The 14,141-nt window shown below is 65.2% G+C and carries 13 protein-coding genes; 10 read left to right on the top strand and 3 right to left on the bottom strand.

From position 1 onward, the window contains the following. Positions 1 to 67 precede the first annotated feature (67 nt). Together FJY73_03170 and FJY73_03165 are read right to left on the bottom strand one after the other, a co-directional pair. Positions 68 to 685, bottom strand: coding sequence for a hypothetical protein (locus FJY73_03170; GenBank protein MBM3319659.1), 618 nt, complete (start codon positions 683 to 685; stop codon positions 68 to 70). A 50-nt stretch (positions 686 to 735) separates the two neighbouring features. Beyond that, positions 736 to 3,015 (bottom strand): T9SS type A sorting domain-containing protein, encoded by a 2,280-nt coding sequence (locus tag FJY73_03165; GenBank protein MBM3319658.1) that lies wholly within the window; start codon positions 3,013 to 3,015, stop codon positions 736 to 738. Between the two features lie 483 nt (positions 3,016 to 3,498). Between FJY73_03165 and FJY73_03160 the strand changes: the two genes are divergently transcribed. After that, complete coding sequence (locus tag FJY73_03160) at positions 3,499 to 3,990, top strand: hypothetical protein (GenBank protein ID MBM3319657.1); 492 nt, start codon at positions 3,499 to 3,501, stop codon at positions 3,988 to 3,990. Between the two features lie 120 nt (positions 3,991 to 4,110). On the opposite strand, the gene FJY73_03155 is transcribed toward FJY73_03160, so the two are convergent. Continuing rightward, positions 4,111 to 5,601 carry a glycosyltransferase family 39 protein gene (locus FJY73_03155; GenBank protein ID MBM3319656.1) on the bottom strand — a complete coding sequence of 497 codons (1,491 nt, stop codon included), beginning with the start codon at positions 5,599 to 5,601 and terminating at the stop codon, positions 4,111 to 4,113. A gap of 363 nt (positions 5,602 to 5,964) precedes the next feature. On the opposite strand from FJY73_03155, the gene FJY73_03150 reads away from it, so the two are divergent. From FJY73_03150 to FJY73_03110, 9 genes are all read left to right on the top strand, one after another. Further along, positions 5,965 to 7,734 carry a hypothetical protein gene (locus tag FJY73_03150; GenBank protein MBM3319655.1) on the top strand — a complete coding sequence of 590 codons (1,770 nt, stop codon included), beginning with the start codon at positions 5,965 to 5,967 and terminating at the stop codon, positions 7,732 to 7,734. 58 nt (positions 7,735 to 7,792) lie between these two features. Beyond that, positions 7,793 to 8,788 (top strand): glycosyltransferase family 4 protein, encoded by a 996-nt coding sequence (locus FJY73_03145; GenBank protein MBM3319654.1) that lies wholly within the window; start codon positions 7,793 to 7,795, stop codon positions 8,786 to 8,788. Continuing rightward, positions 8,785 to 9,345, top strand: a complete 561-nt coding sequence (locus FJY73_03140; GenBank protein ID MBM3319653.1) for a hypothetical protein — start codon at positions 8,785 to 8,787, stop codon at positions 9,343 to 9,345. The genes FJY73_03145 and FJY73_03140 overlap by 4 nt, the downstream gene beginning before the upstream one ends. Next, complete coding sequence (locus tag FJY73_03135) at positions 9,317 to 9,877, top strand: hypothetical protein (GenBank protein MBM3319652.1); 561 nt, start codon at positions 9,317 to 9,319, stop codon at positions 9,875 to 9,877. The genes FJY73_03140 and FJY73_03135 overlap by 29 nt, the downstream gene beginning before the upstream one ends. Before the next feature lie 167 nt (positions 9,878 to 10,044). Further along, the gene (locus FJY73_03130) at positions 10,045 to 10,785 is read left to right on the top strand and encodes a hypothetical protein (GenBank protein ID MBM3319651.1); all 741 of its coding nucleotides are present in this window, start codon (positions 10,045 to 10,047) and stop codon (positions 10,783 to 10,785) included. Between the two features lie 305 nt (positions 10,786 to 11,090). Further along, positions 11,091 to 12,653, top strand: a complete 1,563-nt coding sequence (locus tag FJY73_03125; GenBank protein MBM3319650.1) for a sodium-dependent transporter — start codon at positions 11,091 to 11,093, stop codon at positions 12,651 to 12,653. Then, positions 12,650 to 13,126: a hypothetical protein gene (locus tag FJY73_03120; GenBank protein MBM3319649.1), complete on the top strand. Its 477-nt coding sequence runs from the start codon at positions 12,650 to 12,652 to the stop codon at positions 13,124 to 13,126. The genes FJY73_03125 and FJY73_03120 overlap by 4 nt, the downstream gene beginning before the upstream one ends. Positions 13,127 to 13,247: 121 nt before the next feature. After that, positions 13,248 to 13,553, top strand: a complete 306-nt coding sequence (locus FJY73_03115; protein MBM3319648.1) for a ferredoxin family protein — start codon at positions 13,248 to 13,250, stop codon at positions 13,551 to 13,553. A gap of 49 nt (positions 13,554 to 13,602) precedes the next feature. Further along, a complete protein-coding gene (locus tag FJY73_03110; protein MBM3319647.1) occupies positions 13,603 to 13,908 on the top strand; it encodes a ferredoxin family protein in 306 nt (101 codons plus the stop codon). Positions 13,909 to 14,141 lie beyond the last annotated feature (233 nt).

Below are 14,141 nucleotides of genomic sequence, written 5' to 3'. Positions count from 1 at the left end.
CATTCGGCTCGGCCTGCTAATGCAGGCCGAGCCTTTTCTTCTCGGAAAACTCAATACTCCGTGCTCCTCAGAATCCGAGGGCGAGAAGAACTTGCGCGAACCGCCGGCCACCCTCGAAGGTTGAGTAGGGGTGGATCTGAAGGGCGAATGAGAAGGACCGCCTTCTCGCCATTCCCGCGTGAAATCCCGCGCCGACCCATGCTCCGATCGAGTTCTTGTTTCGGTCCGGGTTCGCGAGGGAGCAGAAGTCGATCTCGGTTCCGCTTCCTTTCTCGCACCATCGCCACGAGTAGATCCCCGCTCCCGCGGCCGCGAAAGGGAGAAGGGAGCCGAATGGCGCGCGGCGAATCTCGACCGACGCCGTGAGACGCGCGAGGCCGAAGGAGCCGGAATTCGGATCGTCGCGGAGATCGTGAAGAGCGCCGTCCACCCCGATCCCGATACGCGGCCGCACGTTCCAGATTCCTGAGAGACCGACGGCGAAGCGAGTCTCCGCGCCGTCCCCTTCCAACTCGCGCACGAAACCGACGCCGACTCGAAAGCGGCTCCGGTACGCCGCCGGCTCCCCGGCCGCCCTCAAGGGAGTGATCGAGAAGAGAGAAATGAGGATCGAGCAGAGAGCGAGAAGCCATCCGGGTCTGGGATGGATCGACCGTTCCTTTATACATGAATCGTATGTCTTCACCCTGTTTCCTCCCGAGCGACGGCGAGAGCGGCGCCCGGCGACCGGACATCCTATCGCACGAGCACGATCTTACGGACGGCGGAACGTCCTTCGTTCTCGATCCGGAGGAAATAGACGCCGCTCGGGAGCGAGCGGACGTCGAACGTGATCTCCCGCAGACCGGCGCCGAGCCTCCCGTCCCAGGGGCGAAGGACCTCGCGGCCCCGTGAGTCGTACACCCCGAGGCGCACCTCGCCCGCCTCCGGAATTTGAAAGCGCACGGTCACTCGGCCCGAAACGGGGTTCGGCTCCGCCTCGTCAAAACGGAACACGTCCTCGATCTCCGGCGAGCCGCCGGTTCCCGAGGAGAGCCCGTAGACGCCGGCATGCGCGGAGTCGGTCCACGGATCGAAGTCCACGACGCTCACCGCCCAGGCGAACATCGTTCGGATCGTGTCCGGGTCGAGCGTGCTCCAGTAGTTGTACTCGGCTGAAAGCCCCGGGCAGTGGTCGCACGCGATCTCGATCGCCGCCTTTCCCGGATGCCGCGCGAAGTCGTTGGCGGCTTCGAGCGATCCGCCGACGACGAGCGTCTGGCCGGCCGTGATTTCCGCTCGGATCGCGGTGGAAAAGGGAACCGAGAAGCGGTTCGATTCGATCCGGGTGACGCTTCCGCCCGGCGGAACCTCGACGATGCACCGAATCGGCGGGAAGCCGCTAAACCGGTTTCCTTGGAGAACACTCTCCCCCCGCGAGGCGAGGCGGAGAAATTGGATCGGGAAGAGCGCGGGAAGCTGACAGTCGCCGGCGAAGGTGAACCCGCGTCCTTCGCCGCCGATCCTCGCGCCGACGGCGCCCTCCTCGACGAGGGCCGCGAAGCTTCCCCCGCTCGCCTTCCAGACCGTCCACGCGGGCCCCGCCTCGCTCACGATCGTGATCCCGCCCGGGAGGCGCGCGCCTCCCGAGTACGTCCCCGGCCCCACGAGGATCGTGTCCCCCGCACGCGCGCAGTCCGCCGCCTCGCGGATCGAGGCGATCTCCGAGGGGACGCGAATCGTCCGCGGGGGGCCGAGCACGGGCGCTGCTCCGCCCCACGGCCCGTTGGGCGCTCCCCCCGCGAAAACTCGCCACGACGGATGAAGGGACGGACCGCGAGGCGCGGCGTTCCCGCACGTCCCGACGAGCCAGCTCGTGAGGGGGAAGTCGCCGAAGAACGCGCACGAGTCGTCGCAGTAGCTCGGAACGAACGGGGTTCCGAACGGGATCGCGGCCTTGTGCCAGGAGAGCCCCGGGCTCTGCGCGTAGTCGATCGCGTTCGGCTCGGGGAGGATCTCGATGGTGAGCCGACTCCAGTGAATCGGGCGGCCGCAGCGCGCGACGATCTCGTCCGCCTGCCCGCATCCGGGCACCTCGCCCCCGACGTCGAGCCAAACGCCCGGGGCCGGATAGCACGCATGGGAGCCGTAGCCGACGTTCGGGTCCCCTGGGCAGTCGCCGGGATCGCATCCCGCGCATGTCCACTCCCCATACCCGCCGACCCAGACGACCGGGTGGGTCTCGTCCGCGAGGACGATCTCCGGCGGGGAGCGCTCGAAGAAGAAGTCGTGGAAATAGAAGCAGGCCCTCGTGATCTCCGCTCCGTCCGGATTGGCGGAGGAGAGACGGAGGTGGACGTGCTCCCAGTCCCCTTCGTGGTTGTTCACCCAGTCGTTGCAGGGAAAGAAGAACCAGTACTGGAGAACCGGCGTCCCGCCGTCCAGATAGAGATGCGCATAGGCGGTCGCGGGGAGATCGCGGCCGGGGAGATGGAAACCGTCCCCATGCGCGAACAGATCGTTCCATTCGTGGGGGCAGTCAATGGACGGCCCCCCGTAGTCGGGGTAGAGCCGCACGTAATAGATGGAGTACGCAGCGCCCGGTGGGCGCCCGACGTACGGGATCGCCCCGCCATCCCATCCGAATCCTGAATAGTTGAAAGATGAATGGGAGAACGAAGGAGCCGGGTTCCACCCCGCGTCCGTCGTGCGGGCGACCGTCACGAGCTGCCCCGCCGCGTTGTACACGCGCGCCCAGAGCTTGTCCGCGGTCAGATCTCCTCCGTCCCCTAGAACGCCGACCGGGCACGGCTTCGTGATCGCTTCCTCCCGCGGCAAGATGAGAACGGGGCGGAACTTCTCCGCGAGAAGCACCTCGGCCCGATCGTCGATGCCGTTCCCGTCCGTGTCCTCCCACGCGAGCGTTGCGCGGGGAATCGCGATCGCCCATGCGCCGCACGCAAGAAGCACCATCGTCATCCGGAGCCGCGCGCGCGCGGCCGTTCGATCTCGATGAAGAAGCGTCTCCCCTCCCATCCCCGTCCTCCCCGCCCGACCGGTCCCCGGGACCGGATCGGCGCTTCACACACGGCTTCCCGCACGATTCGTGCCGCGGAGGCTAAACGGGCCGCGGCCGGGACGCGCCGAAAGCTGGTTTGTAACTTGTTGTGTTACAATGCGATAGAAATGCACCGCGCTGCACCGGGCAGCCCGATCGCGCGCACGGAGCGATCTGAGGGATCATCCGGTGGCGAGAGCGTGGGCGGGAGCGTATATTCCGTGGTCGATGCGAATCGGGAAGGCATGGGGGCGGCCGAGGGAGAGGCAGGCGCGGGGATCGCGCGCCCCTCGACGCGGCCAGAAAGAGGTTGACAGCGGTCTTTGCCCCTGGCATAAATCCCGGAGATTTTTCGCGGGCGTTTTTTGTTGACAGGGGCGTCCGGGATCGCCATATTGGCGCCCGGCAGAATCTGGCAGGTGAAGAGGAGTCTTCCGTAGCCGGAAGGGGGGATATCTCTTATGCGAAAGCTCATTCTGATGGCGGCGGTTGTCGCGATGGTGAGCACGGCGGCGAACGCAATGGAGCCCGGATCGATCGCCCTCGGTTGGGTGAAGAACGAGGCTCCGATCGGCATTCGCTACGTATTGGCCGAGAAGATCGCGGCGGACGTGGGTGTCGGCTTCCAGAGCTTCGACAGCGACTTCACGCGGATCTACGCCCACATCGGGCTCCCGATCGAGCTGTTGGCCGGCGACCGGGCATCGCTCGCGTTCCGTCCGGGCTTCACGCTCCGCAACACCTCGTTCGATGAAGAGGACAAAGACTCGACGATGGACTTCTGGGTCCACCTCTGGCTCGCCGTCTACTACGCGGCGACCGACAACTTCGGCGTCACGGCCGCCCACGGTCTGGATGTCGAGATCCTCGACGGCGGCGAGGGCGATAGCCCGACCAACTTCTACTCGGTCGGCGCCAACGCTTTCGAGGTCGGCTGGTACTACTGGTTCTAAGAGAAGCTCTCGCTGATTTCTTCGCCCCCCGCACGACCCCGGGCGGGGGGTTTTAGTCACATGTTCCGATTCGGCCCGGGCAGAGCTCGGGCCGGATCGGTACGTGTCCCCACTGCCGCCTCATCTTTCGATTCGAAAGAGGGTCGCGCGGCACTCGACCATGCGGAAGTCGCGGCGCTCGGCCGCCACGGGGGCGAGGGTCTCTCGAATCTCCTCCGAACGCCTCCCCTCTCCGACCACGATCGCCCAGATCCGCTCGCAGGCATCGTCGGCCTTTCGAAAGGGATCGCCGTAAGGGGGCGCGATCGACCGATTTTCGCCGAGCTTCTCCGCGAGAGAGGGGCCGGCGATCGGGAGGAGGAGCCTCGCGACGGTGAACGACTCCGGCGCCGACACGACCGCGTCCGTCGAGGTGAGCCTCTCCTCGATTGCGTCGCGCACATCTTCCCAACGGTCGGAGCGGATCCAGATCTCCGGTCTCTCCCCGGGGAGGAAGAGAACCAGAACCGGCGCGAGCGTGACCGCGCCGATGAGGAGAGGACGGAGCCGGAGGCGCGTGCGCGCGAGCCGCTCGCCGATCCCGACCGCTCCCGCCCCGAGCAGCACCGCCCAGTAAGGATAGAGAAAGAGGAAGTACCGCATGTTCGGGTGATGATCCGGCCTCGAGGCGGTGAAGAGGGCGGCCGGGAGAACAAGCGTCGCGGCGTCGATCACGGGTGCGAAGCGCGGGCTTCTCCGGAGCCGCGCGAACCCGGCAAGGAGAAGCGCCGTCGTCGCGGAGAAGGCGAGGAGCTTTCCTCCCGCGAAGCCGACCAGCGTTTCGAGAAACGCGCGCGCGAAGAGGATCGTTCCGAAGAGTCCTCCTCCGTCCGCGCCTCGAAGGGTCCTCCCTCCCGCGAGGAGGAGCGCCGCCCGGAGCCACGGTAAATAGAGAAGAAGAGGGAGGAGGGCGGCCGCGAGGTCGCGGCGAACCGAGCGGCGCTCCCCCGCCCACGGAATCGCGAGGAAGAGCGCGTGCGAGGCGTAGAGGACCGCGGCGAAGAGGTGCGTGTAGAGGTTCAGAGCAGTCGCCGCCGCGAAGAGCACGCGGTCCTTTGTCCCGCCTCCCGAGAGGATGCGAAAAAACGCGTAGGTCGAGACCGACGAGAACAAGAGTAGAAGCGAGTACGGCCGGAGCTCGACCGAATAGCGGATGTGAGCCGGCGACGCGGCCGCGAGAAAGAGCGCGGCGAGCCCCACCGCGTGCCCGCCGCGAAGGCACCCGATTCGATGAATCAAGAGGAGCGAAACGAGCCCGAACGGAAGGAAGAGCGCGCGGAGAAACGAGGGATCGTCGGAAAGGAAGCGCGCAAGCCGAACGAGCGCGAAGTAGAGCGGAGGATGAACATCCCCCTGGCCGACATGAACATGGCGATCGACCACGCTCTCCCACGAATCGGTCGACTCGAACGTCCGCGTCTCGTCGACCCAGAGCGACCGGTCGAGCGCGGCGACGCGTAGAAGAAGGGCGAGAAGAAAGAGAGCGAGAATCGGACCGCTTCGCGCGAGCGACCGATACGAATCGTTCGGAGGCGCCTCCCGAATCGGCGCGGGCTGCGTCGCGCGTCTCACGAGACCTCCTCGGCCGTTCGCCCGCGCGTTCGCGAGGGTCACGGCGAGCGTGAAGGCGAGCGGGAAGAGGAAGCTCGCGATCTTGAGGTCGAGCGCATCGCCATCCCTCCCCGGGGATTGTACCAGGTACGCCCTTCACCACCGTACCAGGTACGCTGTACCTGGACCAGACCGCCGGGTTGTCCCCGCTACAGCCTTCGCAGCTTTCGTCCCTCACCCGGGCTCGCGCGGCATAACCCCTTCAGCGGGGCGAGATTCCGGCCGATCCTTTCCGTGAACGGACGCGCTCGGCGCGTGGACCCGAGGGCGCGTTCTTGTTATGCTCCCGGAAGGAAGAGACGGAGAAGGGGCAACTCGAAGAAAATGAAGATCATCGGCATCCACGACGGACACAACGCGTCGGCCTGTCTCCTCGAGGAGGGGATCGTCCGCGCCGCCCTTCAGGAAGAGCGCCTCACGCGCGTCAAGAACGAGAACTGCTTCCCCCATCGATCGGTCCGATGGCTTCTCGAGTCGACCGGCACCGATCCGGGGGAGATCGATTGCGTCGCGATGCACTCGGTCCACATGCCCTACGGCATGACGCAGCAGGAGATCCTGAAGGAGTTCGCCGAGTCGCAGACGTTGAAATCTCAAGTGAAACAGGTCCTCAAGAAGACGCCGGCGAACGCGCTCTTCCGCGCGGGGCGCCGCTCGTCGCGGATCGAGGAGATCCGAAAGGCGGGGCTTCCCGAGGGCCGCGCGGTCTTTCTCGACCACCACACGTGCCACGCAGCCGCGGCGTACTACGGGTCCCCGTGGCGCGGCGAAAAAGTGCTCATCCTCACGAACGACGGCGCCGGCGACGATCTCTGCGCGTCGGTCCGCGTCGGCTCGGGCGGCCGGCTGGAGCCGCCGATCTCGACGGTCGACTGGTCGCACAGCCTCGGCCTCATCTACGCGCAGATCACGTTCGTGATGGGGATGGTCCCGAACGAACACGAGTACAAGCTGATGGGGATGGCTCCCTACGCTCCAGAGAAGGGGGCGAAGATCGCCTACGACCGCTTCAAGGAGCTTCTCGTCTTCGACAACGGGGCCGGTCTCACCTGGAAACGGAAGAACGGCGTCCCGCACACGTACTACAGCTACCGGTTCCTGCGCGATCTCGTCGAGAGGATGCGCTTCGACTGGATTTGTGCCGGACTTCAACAGTTCACGGAAGAACATCTCACACGATGGGCGGAAAACGCGATCCGGGCGACCGGCGTCCGGAAGGTCGCGCTCGGCGGCGGCGTCTTCATGAACGTGAAGGCGAACCAGAGGATCTACGAGCTTCCGGAGGTGGACGGGCTCTTCGTCTTCCCCTCGTGCGGAGACGAGATGAACGCGATCGGCGCCGCGTATCTCGCGTACGCGAACGAGAGGATGCGCAAGGGGCGTCCGTTCGAGATCCCGCCCCTCGGGGACATCTACTGGGGCCCGGAGCCGGAGAGCGCCGAAATCGAGAAGATGGCGCCCGCGCTTCGGGAGAAGGGGCTCACGATCGAGAAGCCGGCCGACATCGAGACGACCGTCGCCGACATGCTCGCGGCGGGAGAGGTCGTCGCCCGCGCCGCCGGCCGGATGGAGTTCGGGGCGCGCGCGCTCGGGAACCGCTCGATCCTCGCCGACCCGACGAGGCAGGACGTCGTCCGCATCATCAACGACATGATCAAGAACCGCGACTTCTGGATGCCGTTCGCGCCGGCGATGCTCGCCGAGCGGAGCGACGAGTACGTCGTGAACCCGAAGAGAATGGACGCGCCCTACATGATCATGACCTTCGACACAACGGAGAAGGTCGGGGAGTTTCCCGCTGGGGTGCAACCGTACGATCGGACCGCGCGGCCGCAGTTCGTTCACCGGAACCAGAACCCGGCCTTCCACAAGATCATCTCGTGTTTCGCGGAGAAGACCGGGCGGGCGGTCGTCCTCAACACGTCGTTCAACCTGCACGGGTACCCGATCGTCTGCACGGCGTCGGACGCGATCGACGTCCTCCTCCGCTCGGGGCTCGAGAACCTCGCGGTGGGGGACTACCTGATTCGGAAATCCGGTGGAAATCCGGTACCTGATACTCTATTTCCCGGTAGGTCTTCGGAAGCGCAGTGAGTTCCTGACGAGGAAATAGGGTATCAGGTACCGGATCGAAACCGGATCGAGAGGGTGTATGGGTAGAGGATCTTTTCTCTTCTTTGAAGACCCGAAGTTGCCCGATCAGTCGCTCCGCGTTCTCGTCGTTGCGAATCTCTATCCGCATGAGGGCGCCGAGAACTACGGGACGTTCGTGCGAGACGAGGTGGGGGCGCTCCGACGGCTCGGCGTAGGTGTCGATGTCTTCTATGTGAACGGGCGCGCGAGCCGCGCGAACTATCTGCGCGCGGTGCCTGCCTACCTCCGCCAGGTGCGCGCGCGGCCCTACCAGCTCTTGCACGCGCACCACACGCTGACCGGGCCTGTCGCTCGCCTCGAGCGCCGGCTTCCCCTCGTTCTCACATTCCACGGAACCGAGGTGGCCGAGTCGTACACGGCGCCGCTCTCCCGCCTCATGGCGCGTCTCGTCGACGGACGGATCGCCACGAGCCGCTGGGTCGAAAGCCATCTGGGCCGCAAGGCAGATGCGATCATCCCGCCGGGGGTCGACTACGATCTCTTCCGCCCCACCGATCCGCGAGAGGCGCGGCGCACGCTCGGACTCCCGCTCGACCGGAAGCTCGTCTTGTTCGTCGGTCTCATGCGGCCGGAGAAGCGCGTGGATGTAGCCAGGGAAGCGGTCCGGCGCCTCGGGGAGAAAGGAATCCCGGTCGATCTTGTCCTCGCTACCGACAAGAAGCATGAGGAGATCCCTCCTTACATGAATGCCGCGGACGTCCTGGTTCTTGTGTCGACGGGGGAAGGCTCGCCGATGGTGGTCAAGGAGGCGATGGGGTGCAATCTTCCGATTGTCGCGACCGACGTGGGGGACATCCGAGAGGTGATCGGAGATACTCACGGGTGTTTCCTCTGCGACAAGAGCGTCGAGGGGGCGACGGAGGCGATCGAGAAGTCCCTTCGTTTCGGGCGCCGCACGGACGGGCGGTCGCGCGTGATGCACCTTTCGCTCGAAGAAAGCGCGAAGAAGGTGCGCGCGGTCTACGAACGAGTGCTCGAAAGGAAGAAGAAGTGAAGACCTGCTCGATCGAGGGGAACGCGCCATCCGGGCCCGGCGCGGAGGAAGAGAGCGCGCCAGCGGCGAGAAAGCGCCTTCGCGTGCTCCTCCCGCTCGGCGAAGGGGGACATTCGGTCGAGATGCTCCGCCTCGTCGCGCTCCTCGGCGACCGATACGAATACCATTACATGATTGTCCGCGAGGATGCGTGGAGCGAGAAGAAGCTTCCGATCCCGGGAACGATCCATCGCTGCCGGCGCCCGCATCTCAAGGAGAAGCATCAGTGGAAGGCGCTCTTCGGCTACGCGCGCCTCACCCTTCAATCGCTCGCGATCCTCCTTCGCGCGCGCCCGCACGCGCTCGTTCACGCAGGACCCGCGATGACGATCCCCGTGTCGATCCTCTGTCGATTCCTTCGTATCCCGATCATTTTCATCGAAACCGGTTCTCGCATCCATACCGCGTCGAAGACCGGGCAGTTCATGTACGGAAGAGCCGACCTCTTCATCGTGCAGTGGCCGGAGCTCCAGAAAGAGAAGTTCCCCGATGCCGTCTACGCCGGACTCCTCCTCTGAGGCGCGCGCCGCGGGGCGCATCCTCCTGGTCACGGTCGGCTCGACCGACTTCGATCCGCTCGTGCGCGCCGCCGACGAGGCCGCGCCGCGCATCGACCTCCCGATGGAGATCCAGATCGGCATCGGGCGCTACGAGCCGAAGAACGCGCGGTGGTTCCGCATGGCGCCGAGCTTGGAGCCGTACTACGCGCGCGCGGAGGTCGTCGTCTCGCACGGGGGCGCGGGGACGATTCTCGAGGTCCTTCGGCGCGGGATCCGTCTTGTCGCCGCCGACAACCCGGACCGTCCCGACCAGCATCAGAAGGACATGATCGGGCACATGGCCTCACTGGGGCGTCTTGTCTGGTGCGGCGACCTCTCGCGTCTCCCCGAGGCCATCGAGGAGGCGCGCGCGCTCTGCCCCGAGCCGCTCGTCACGGCTCCGCCCCTCATCCACCTTGTCGTCCGTGAGTTCCTCGGCGCGATCGAGAACGGCGGCGATCCCCGCGCCGTCGCCCGCGCCTGGAGGGGACGACGGGTGGAGAAGCCCTGATCGCGTGACAGGCGCCCTGCGCGAGGCCCCTCTAGCCATAATGCTCCGGATGTGATAAAATAAGGCTTGCACTACTCCACCCGCCGCATATGCCCGACACGGTTCCGGAAAGTCGAGGAGAACACCGTGAAGCAGCCGAAGCCTCGGCCCATGAGGAGGTTCCGCTCATGAGGAGAGTATTGTCCGTCCAGGTTCTTCTCTTTGTCCTCGCGCTCTCCGCCTCTGCGGACATCCCGAACCGGACGCGCGTTCCCGTGCTGGAAGGCATCTCGCTCCACGATCGCGGGGCGGCGTCCGGCACCTGCTCGATCGTTTACTACAATCTCTGCTCGCGGTGGCTGTGGGTTTGGTCGGGTTGGGAGCCGGGGGACGAGGTCGGCGTCGTGTTCGATCTCCCGGCCGATTGCGGCGCGCTTCCGAACGAGGTGTGCACGAACACCGAGTTCTGGTGGTACTGGCGGTACACGACGCCCGGCTGGGGATACACGATCACGTTCAATCTGTACCGGGTCGACGAAGAGGGATGCAAGGTCGGCGCGTCTCTCGCCACGATCCCGAGATACGATCCTTCCGGAACTCACTATCCGGGGCCGCTCGTCTTTCCCGAAGTCGTCAATCTGACCGGCCGCGTCGCGATCACCGCGATGTGGGACAAGGGAACGCTCCCCTACCTCGCGACCGACAACAACGCCAAGAACCTCGCGGCTCCGCTCTTGTGCCCCGGCTACTCGCCTTCGCCGGCGCATTCCTTTTCCTGCGGCGGGATGGGCGCGCCCTACTGTCCGCCGCTGCCCTTCGAGGATGCCCACGGTCCGGTCCAGATCCTGATGGAAGCGAGCTTCGAGTGTCGCCCGGTGATCGGCACTGCGGAGTCCTCGTGGAGCGCGGTGAAGACGCTCTTCCGGTGAGAGCTTGCTCGCTGCCTGGAAGACTCCCAAGACGCGATTCGTGATTTCGAAGAACGACCGTTTGCGAGGGTATCGCCGTCGCTCAAAACGCGAATCGACCGGGCGTCCGTCGTTCTCGACAAACGGCCGCTCCATCCAGCGCACCCGTTGCGAAGACCGCCTCGGCGCCCCCCCGCCGGCGCCGCCGTTGACACCCGCCGGGGCATTCCTTAACCTTGTCGAGACCGTGCCGAGGCGGAGCTCCCCGTTCCTTGCCGAGGTTTTCGTTCGGTCCGCCGAGAGAGGCATCGTCTCCGGAGGGGCGCATGGCGGAAGCCGCACGCGACCAGTGGAAATCCAAGATCGGGTTCATTCTGGCCGCGTCCGGGTCGGCGATCGGGCTCGGCAACATCGTCTTCTTCAGCGCGAACGCCTACCGCTTCGGTGCGGGCGCGTTCTATATCCCCTACCTCATCGCGCTCGTTCTGCTCGGCATCCCGGTGATGATGATGGAGCTCGGGCTCGGACACCGGGCGCAGCGAGGCTTCCCCGAGGCGATGTACCAGAGCGCCGGCGTGAAAGGGGAGTGGGTCGGCTGGTTCGGCCTTCTCAACGCGTCGGTCATCACGATGTACTACATCACGATCCTCGGATGGGTGCTCGGGATGCTGATCGGCGCGTTCGGCTCGCTCTGGCAGCCGACGGCGGTCAGCGCGTTCGGCATCGAGAAGGGCGTTCTCTCCAACTCGATGGCTCACTTCTTCGACATGGTCTCGCGCGGGGACACGATGGTGTACGTCCTCATCGTGTGGATCCTCAATGTCTCGGCCGTCTGGTGGGGGACCAAGTCGATCGAAGGGTTGGTCAAGGTGTGCGTCCCGCTCATGTGGCTATTCATGTTCATTCTGATCCTTCGCGGGATCACGCTCCCGAATGGGACGCAGGGACTCCTTCTTCTTTTCGCTCCGAACTTTGAAGTCATGAAGGATCCGGAGGTCTGGCAAGGGGCGTTCTCGCAGATCTTCTTCACCCTTTCGCTCGGGTTCGGCATCATGGCGACCTACGCGTCGTACCTCCCGAGGAAATCGGATCAGCCGACGAACGCGCTCACGATCAGCTTCTTGAACTGCGCGTTCGAATACGCCGCCGGGATCGCGATCTTCTCGCTCCTCTTCTGCTTCGCGATCGTTCCGCGCGCGTCCACGCTCAGCATGACGTTCTTCGTGATCCCCGAGGGGATCGGGGCGTTTCCGGTCGGCACGGCGCTCTTCGGCGTACTCTTCTTCACGCTGCTCTTGATGGCGGGGATCACATCCTCCGTGTCGCTCATCGAGGCGGTCGGGGCGGGGATCATCGACAAGTTCGGGTTTTCCCGAAGGAAGACGCTTCTCGTCGTCTCGGTCATCGGGGCGGCCGGTTCGTGCTGCTTCGCGATCCCGACGGTCATCGACCCCGCGCTTCGCTCGAACGGCACGCTCGGCCTTTCGCTTCTCGACCTCTTCGATCACTGGGCGTTCTCGTACGGACTTCTGACGTGCGGGTTCCTCGAGTGCATCTTCATCGGTTGGGTGCTCGGGGCGCACAAGCTCCGCGCGTCGCTGAACGAGCATTCGCGCCTCCGGATCGGCCCGATCTGGGATTGGATGATCAAGATCGTGATCCCGCTCGTGATTCTTCTCGTTCTCGTGAACTCGCTCCGCCAGGAGTTCCGGAACGGGCTGTACGGATCCGCCCTCGAGACGGGACGTCTCGCCAACCTTCACGTTCTCGTTCTCGCCCTCTATCTCGCATTCACGATCGGCGGCGCGTTCGTCCTGACGGGCGCCGGGGTGTATCACAGGAGAAGGAGAAGACGCGCGGCGATCCTCCTCGACGAGGAGAAGCGATGACGCGTGTTTTCTCGACGATCTTCGCGGTTCTCCTTTTCGCACGGCCCGTCGCGGCGTTCGATCTCGTGCTGGAGGTGCCGACCCCGACCGAAGGATCGGACGTAAAGGTTCTTCTCGATCCGGCCGATTCGGAAGCTGCGCTCCATCTCGCGGCCATCTATCGCCCCGGGAGCCGGACGGAGAAGCGGGAGGAGATCGGGCCGTTCGGGCCGGGCGGAGAGATCGTTTGGCGTCCGTCGCACGCGGGGATCACGCGTCTTCTCGCGCACGATCCGGCCGATGGGGGCGCCACCGAGCGGGCCACTCGGAACGTCGCGGTCCGCTTTCGGCACCCGCCGCCCGGGGGGATCCTCATCTTTCTCTTCGCGGGAGGGTTTCTCTTCGGTGGGGCGATCCTCGCGATGCGATGGGCGCTCGCCGGCGAGGCCTCCGCGGCGCGGCGCGCGAAGCGCCGGGGTGCTCCGAGCACGTAGTTCTTGGATGAAGCCTCGGCTTTCGGCTATCCTCGTTCGGGCGAGGCCGCGGTTCTTTCGACGGGAGTCGGCCCGGGTCCGATCGGGCGGCCCGTAAGGCGACAACATTCGAGGGAGAGAGATGACGCACGTCGTAACCGAGAATTGCCACATGTGCCGCTTCACCGACTGCGTGACGGTGTGTCCGTCGGACGCCTTCCACGGCGACGGCGAGATGCTCTACATCGATCCGGAAGAGTGCATGGACTGCGCGGCCTGCGTGGACGAGTGTCCCGTGAAGGCGATCTTCGCCGAGGAGGATCTCTCGGAAGATCAGCAGAAGTGGATCGCGATCAACGCGGAGAAGGCGCCCGGTCTCCCGGTGGTGAACGAAAAACAGGATCCGCTACCCGGCGCGGAGGAGAGGAAGAAGCAGCTCGGCTCTTGAGCGGTCGCTTCTCCCTGCGCCGCGGGGCGGATGAGATGAGGAGAGAGCGATGACGTACGTCGTAACCGAAAACTGCCACATGTGCCGCTTCACGGATTGCGTGACCGTTTGTCCGGTCGACTGCTTCCACGGCGACGAGGAGATGCTCTACATCGATCCCGAGGAGTGCATCGACTGCGGCGCGTGCGTCCCCGAGTGCCCGGTCGAGGCGATCTTCGCCGAGGAGGACGTGCCCGAGGATCAGCAGAAGTGGATCGCGATCAACGCGGAGAAGGCGGCGGGCCTTCCGGTTGTGAACGAGAAGCAGGATCCGCTTCCGGACGCGGAGGAAAAGAAGAAGAAGCTCGGGCTCTAGTCGAAATCCTTTCGATGTATACGATCGGAGCGCGCGGCCGGTTCCGCCAAGACCGGGCCGCGCGTTCATATGTTCATAGATGAAATACGTATTTCGATTCAGATCTGACGTCGTCCTTTGCGCTTGCATCCACGTTTCTGCGGGAGGAGGGGGCGGTGAGGGTTCCGGTGTCAGGCTACCGAACCAACGTTCCATCCGGAGTTGCGTAGCCTGTCACCGGAACTCCCCGGAAC

The organism is Candidatus Eisenbacteria bacterium (genome assembly GCA_016867715.1).
Lineage (GTDB): Bacteria > Orphanbacterota > Orphanbacteria > Orphanbacterales > Orphanbacteraceae > VGIW01.
Note: the sequence above shows the minus strand (reverse complement) of the source record. Positions and strands in the feature narration are given on the sequence as shown.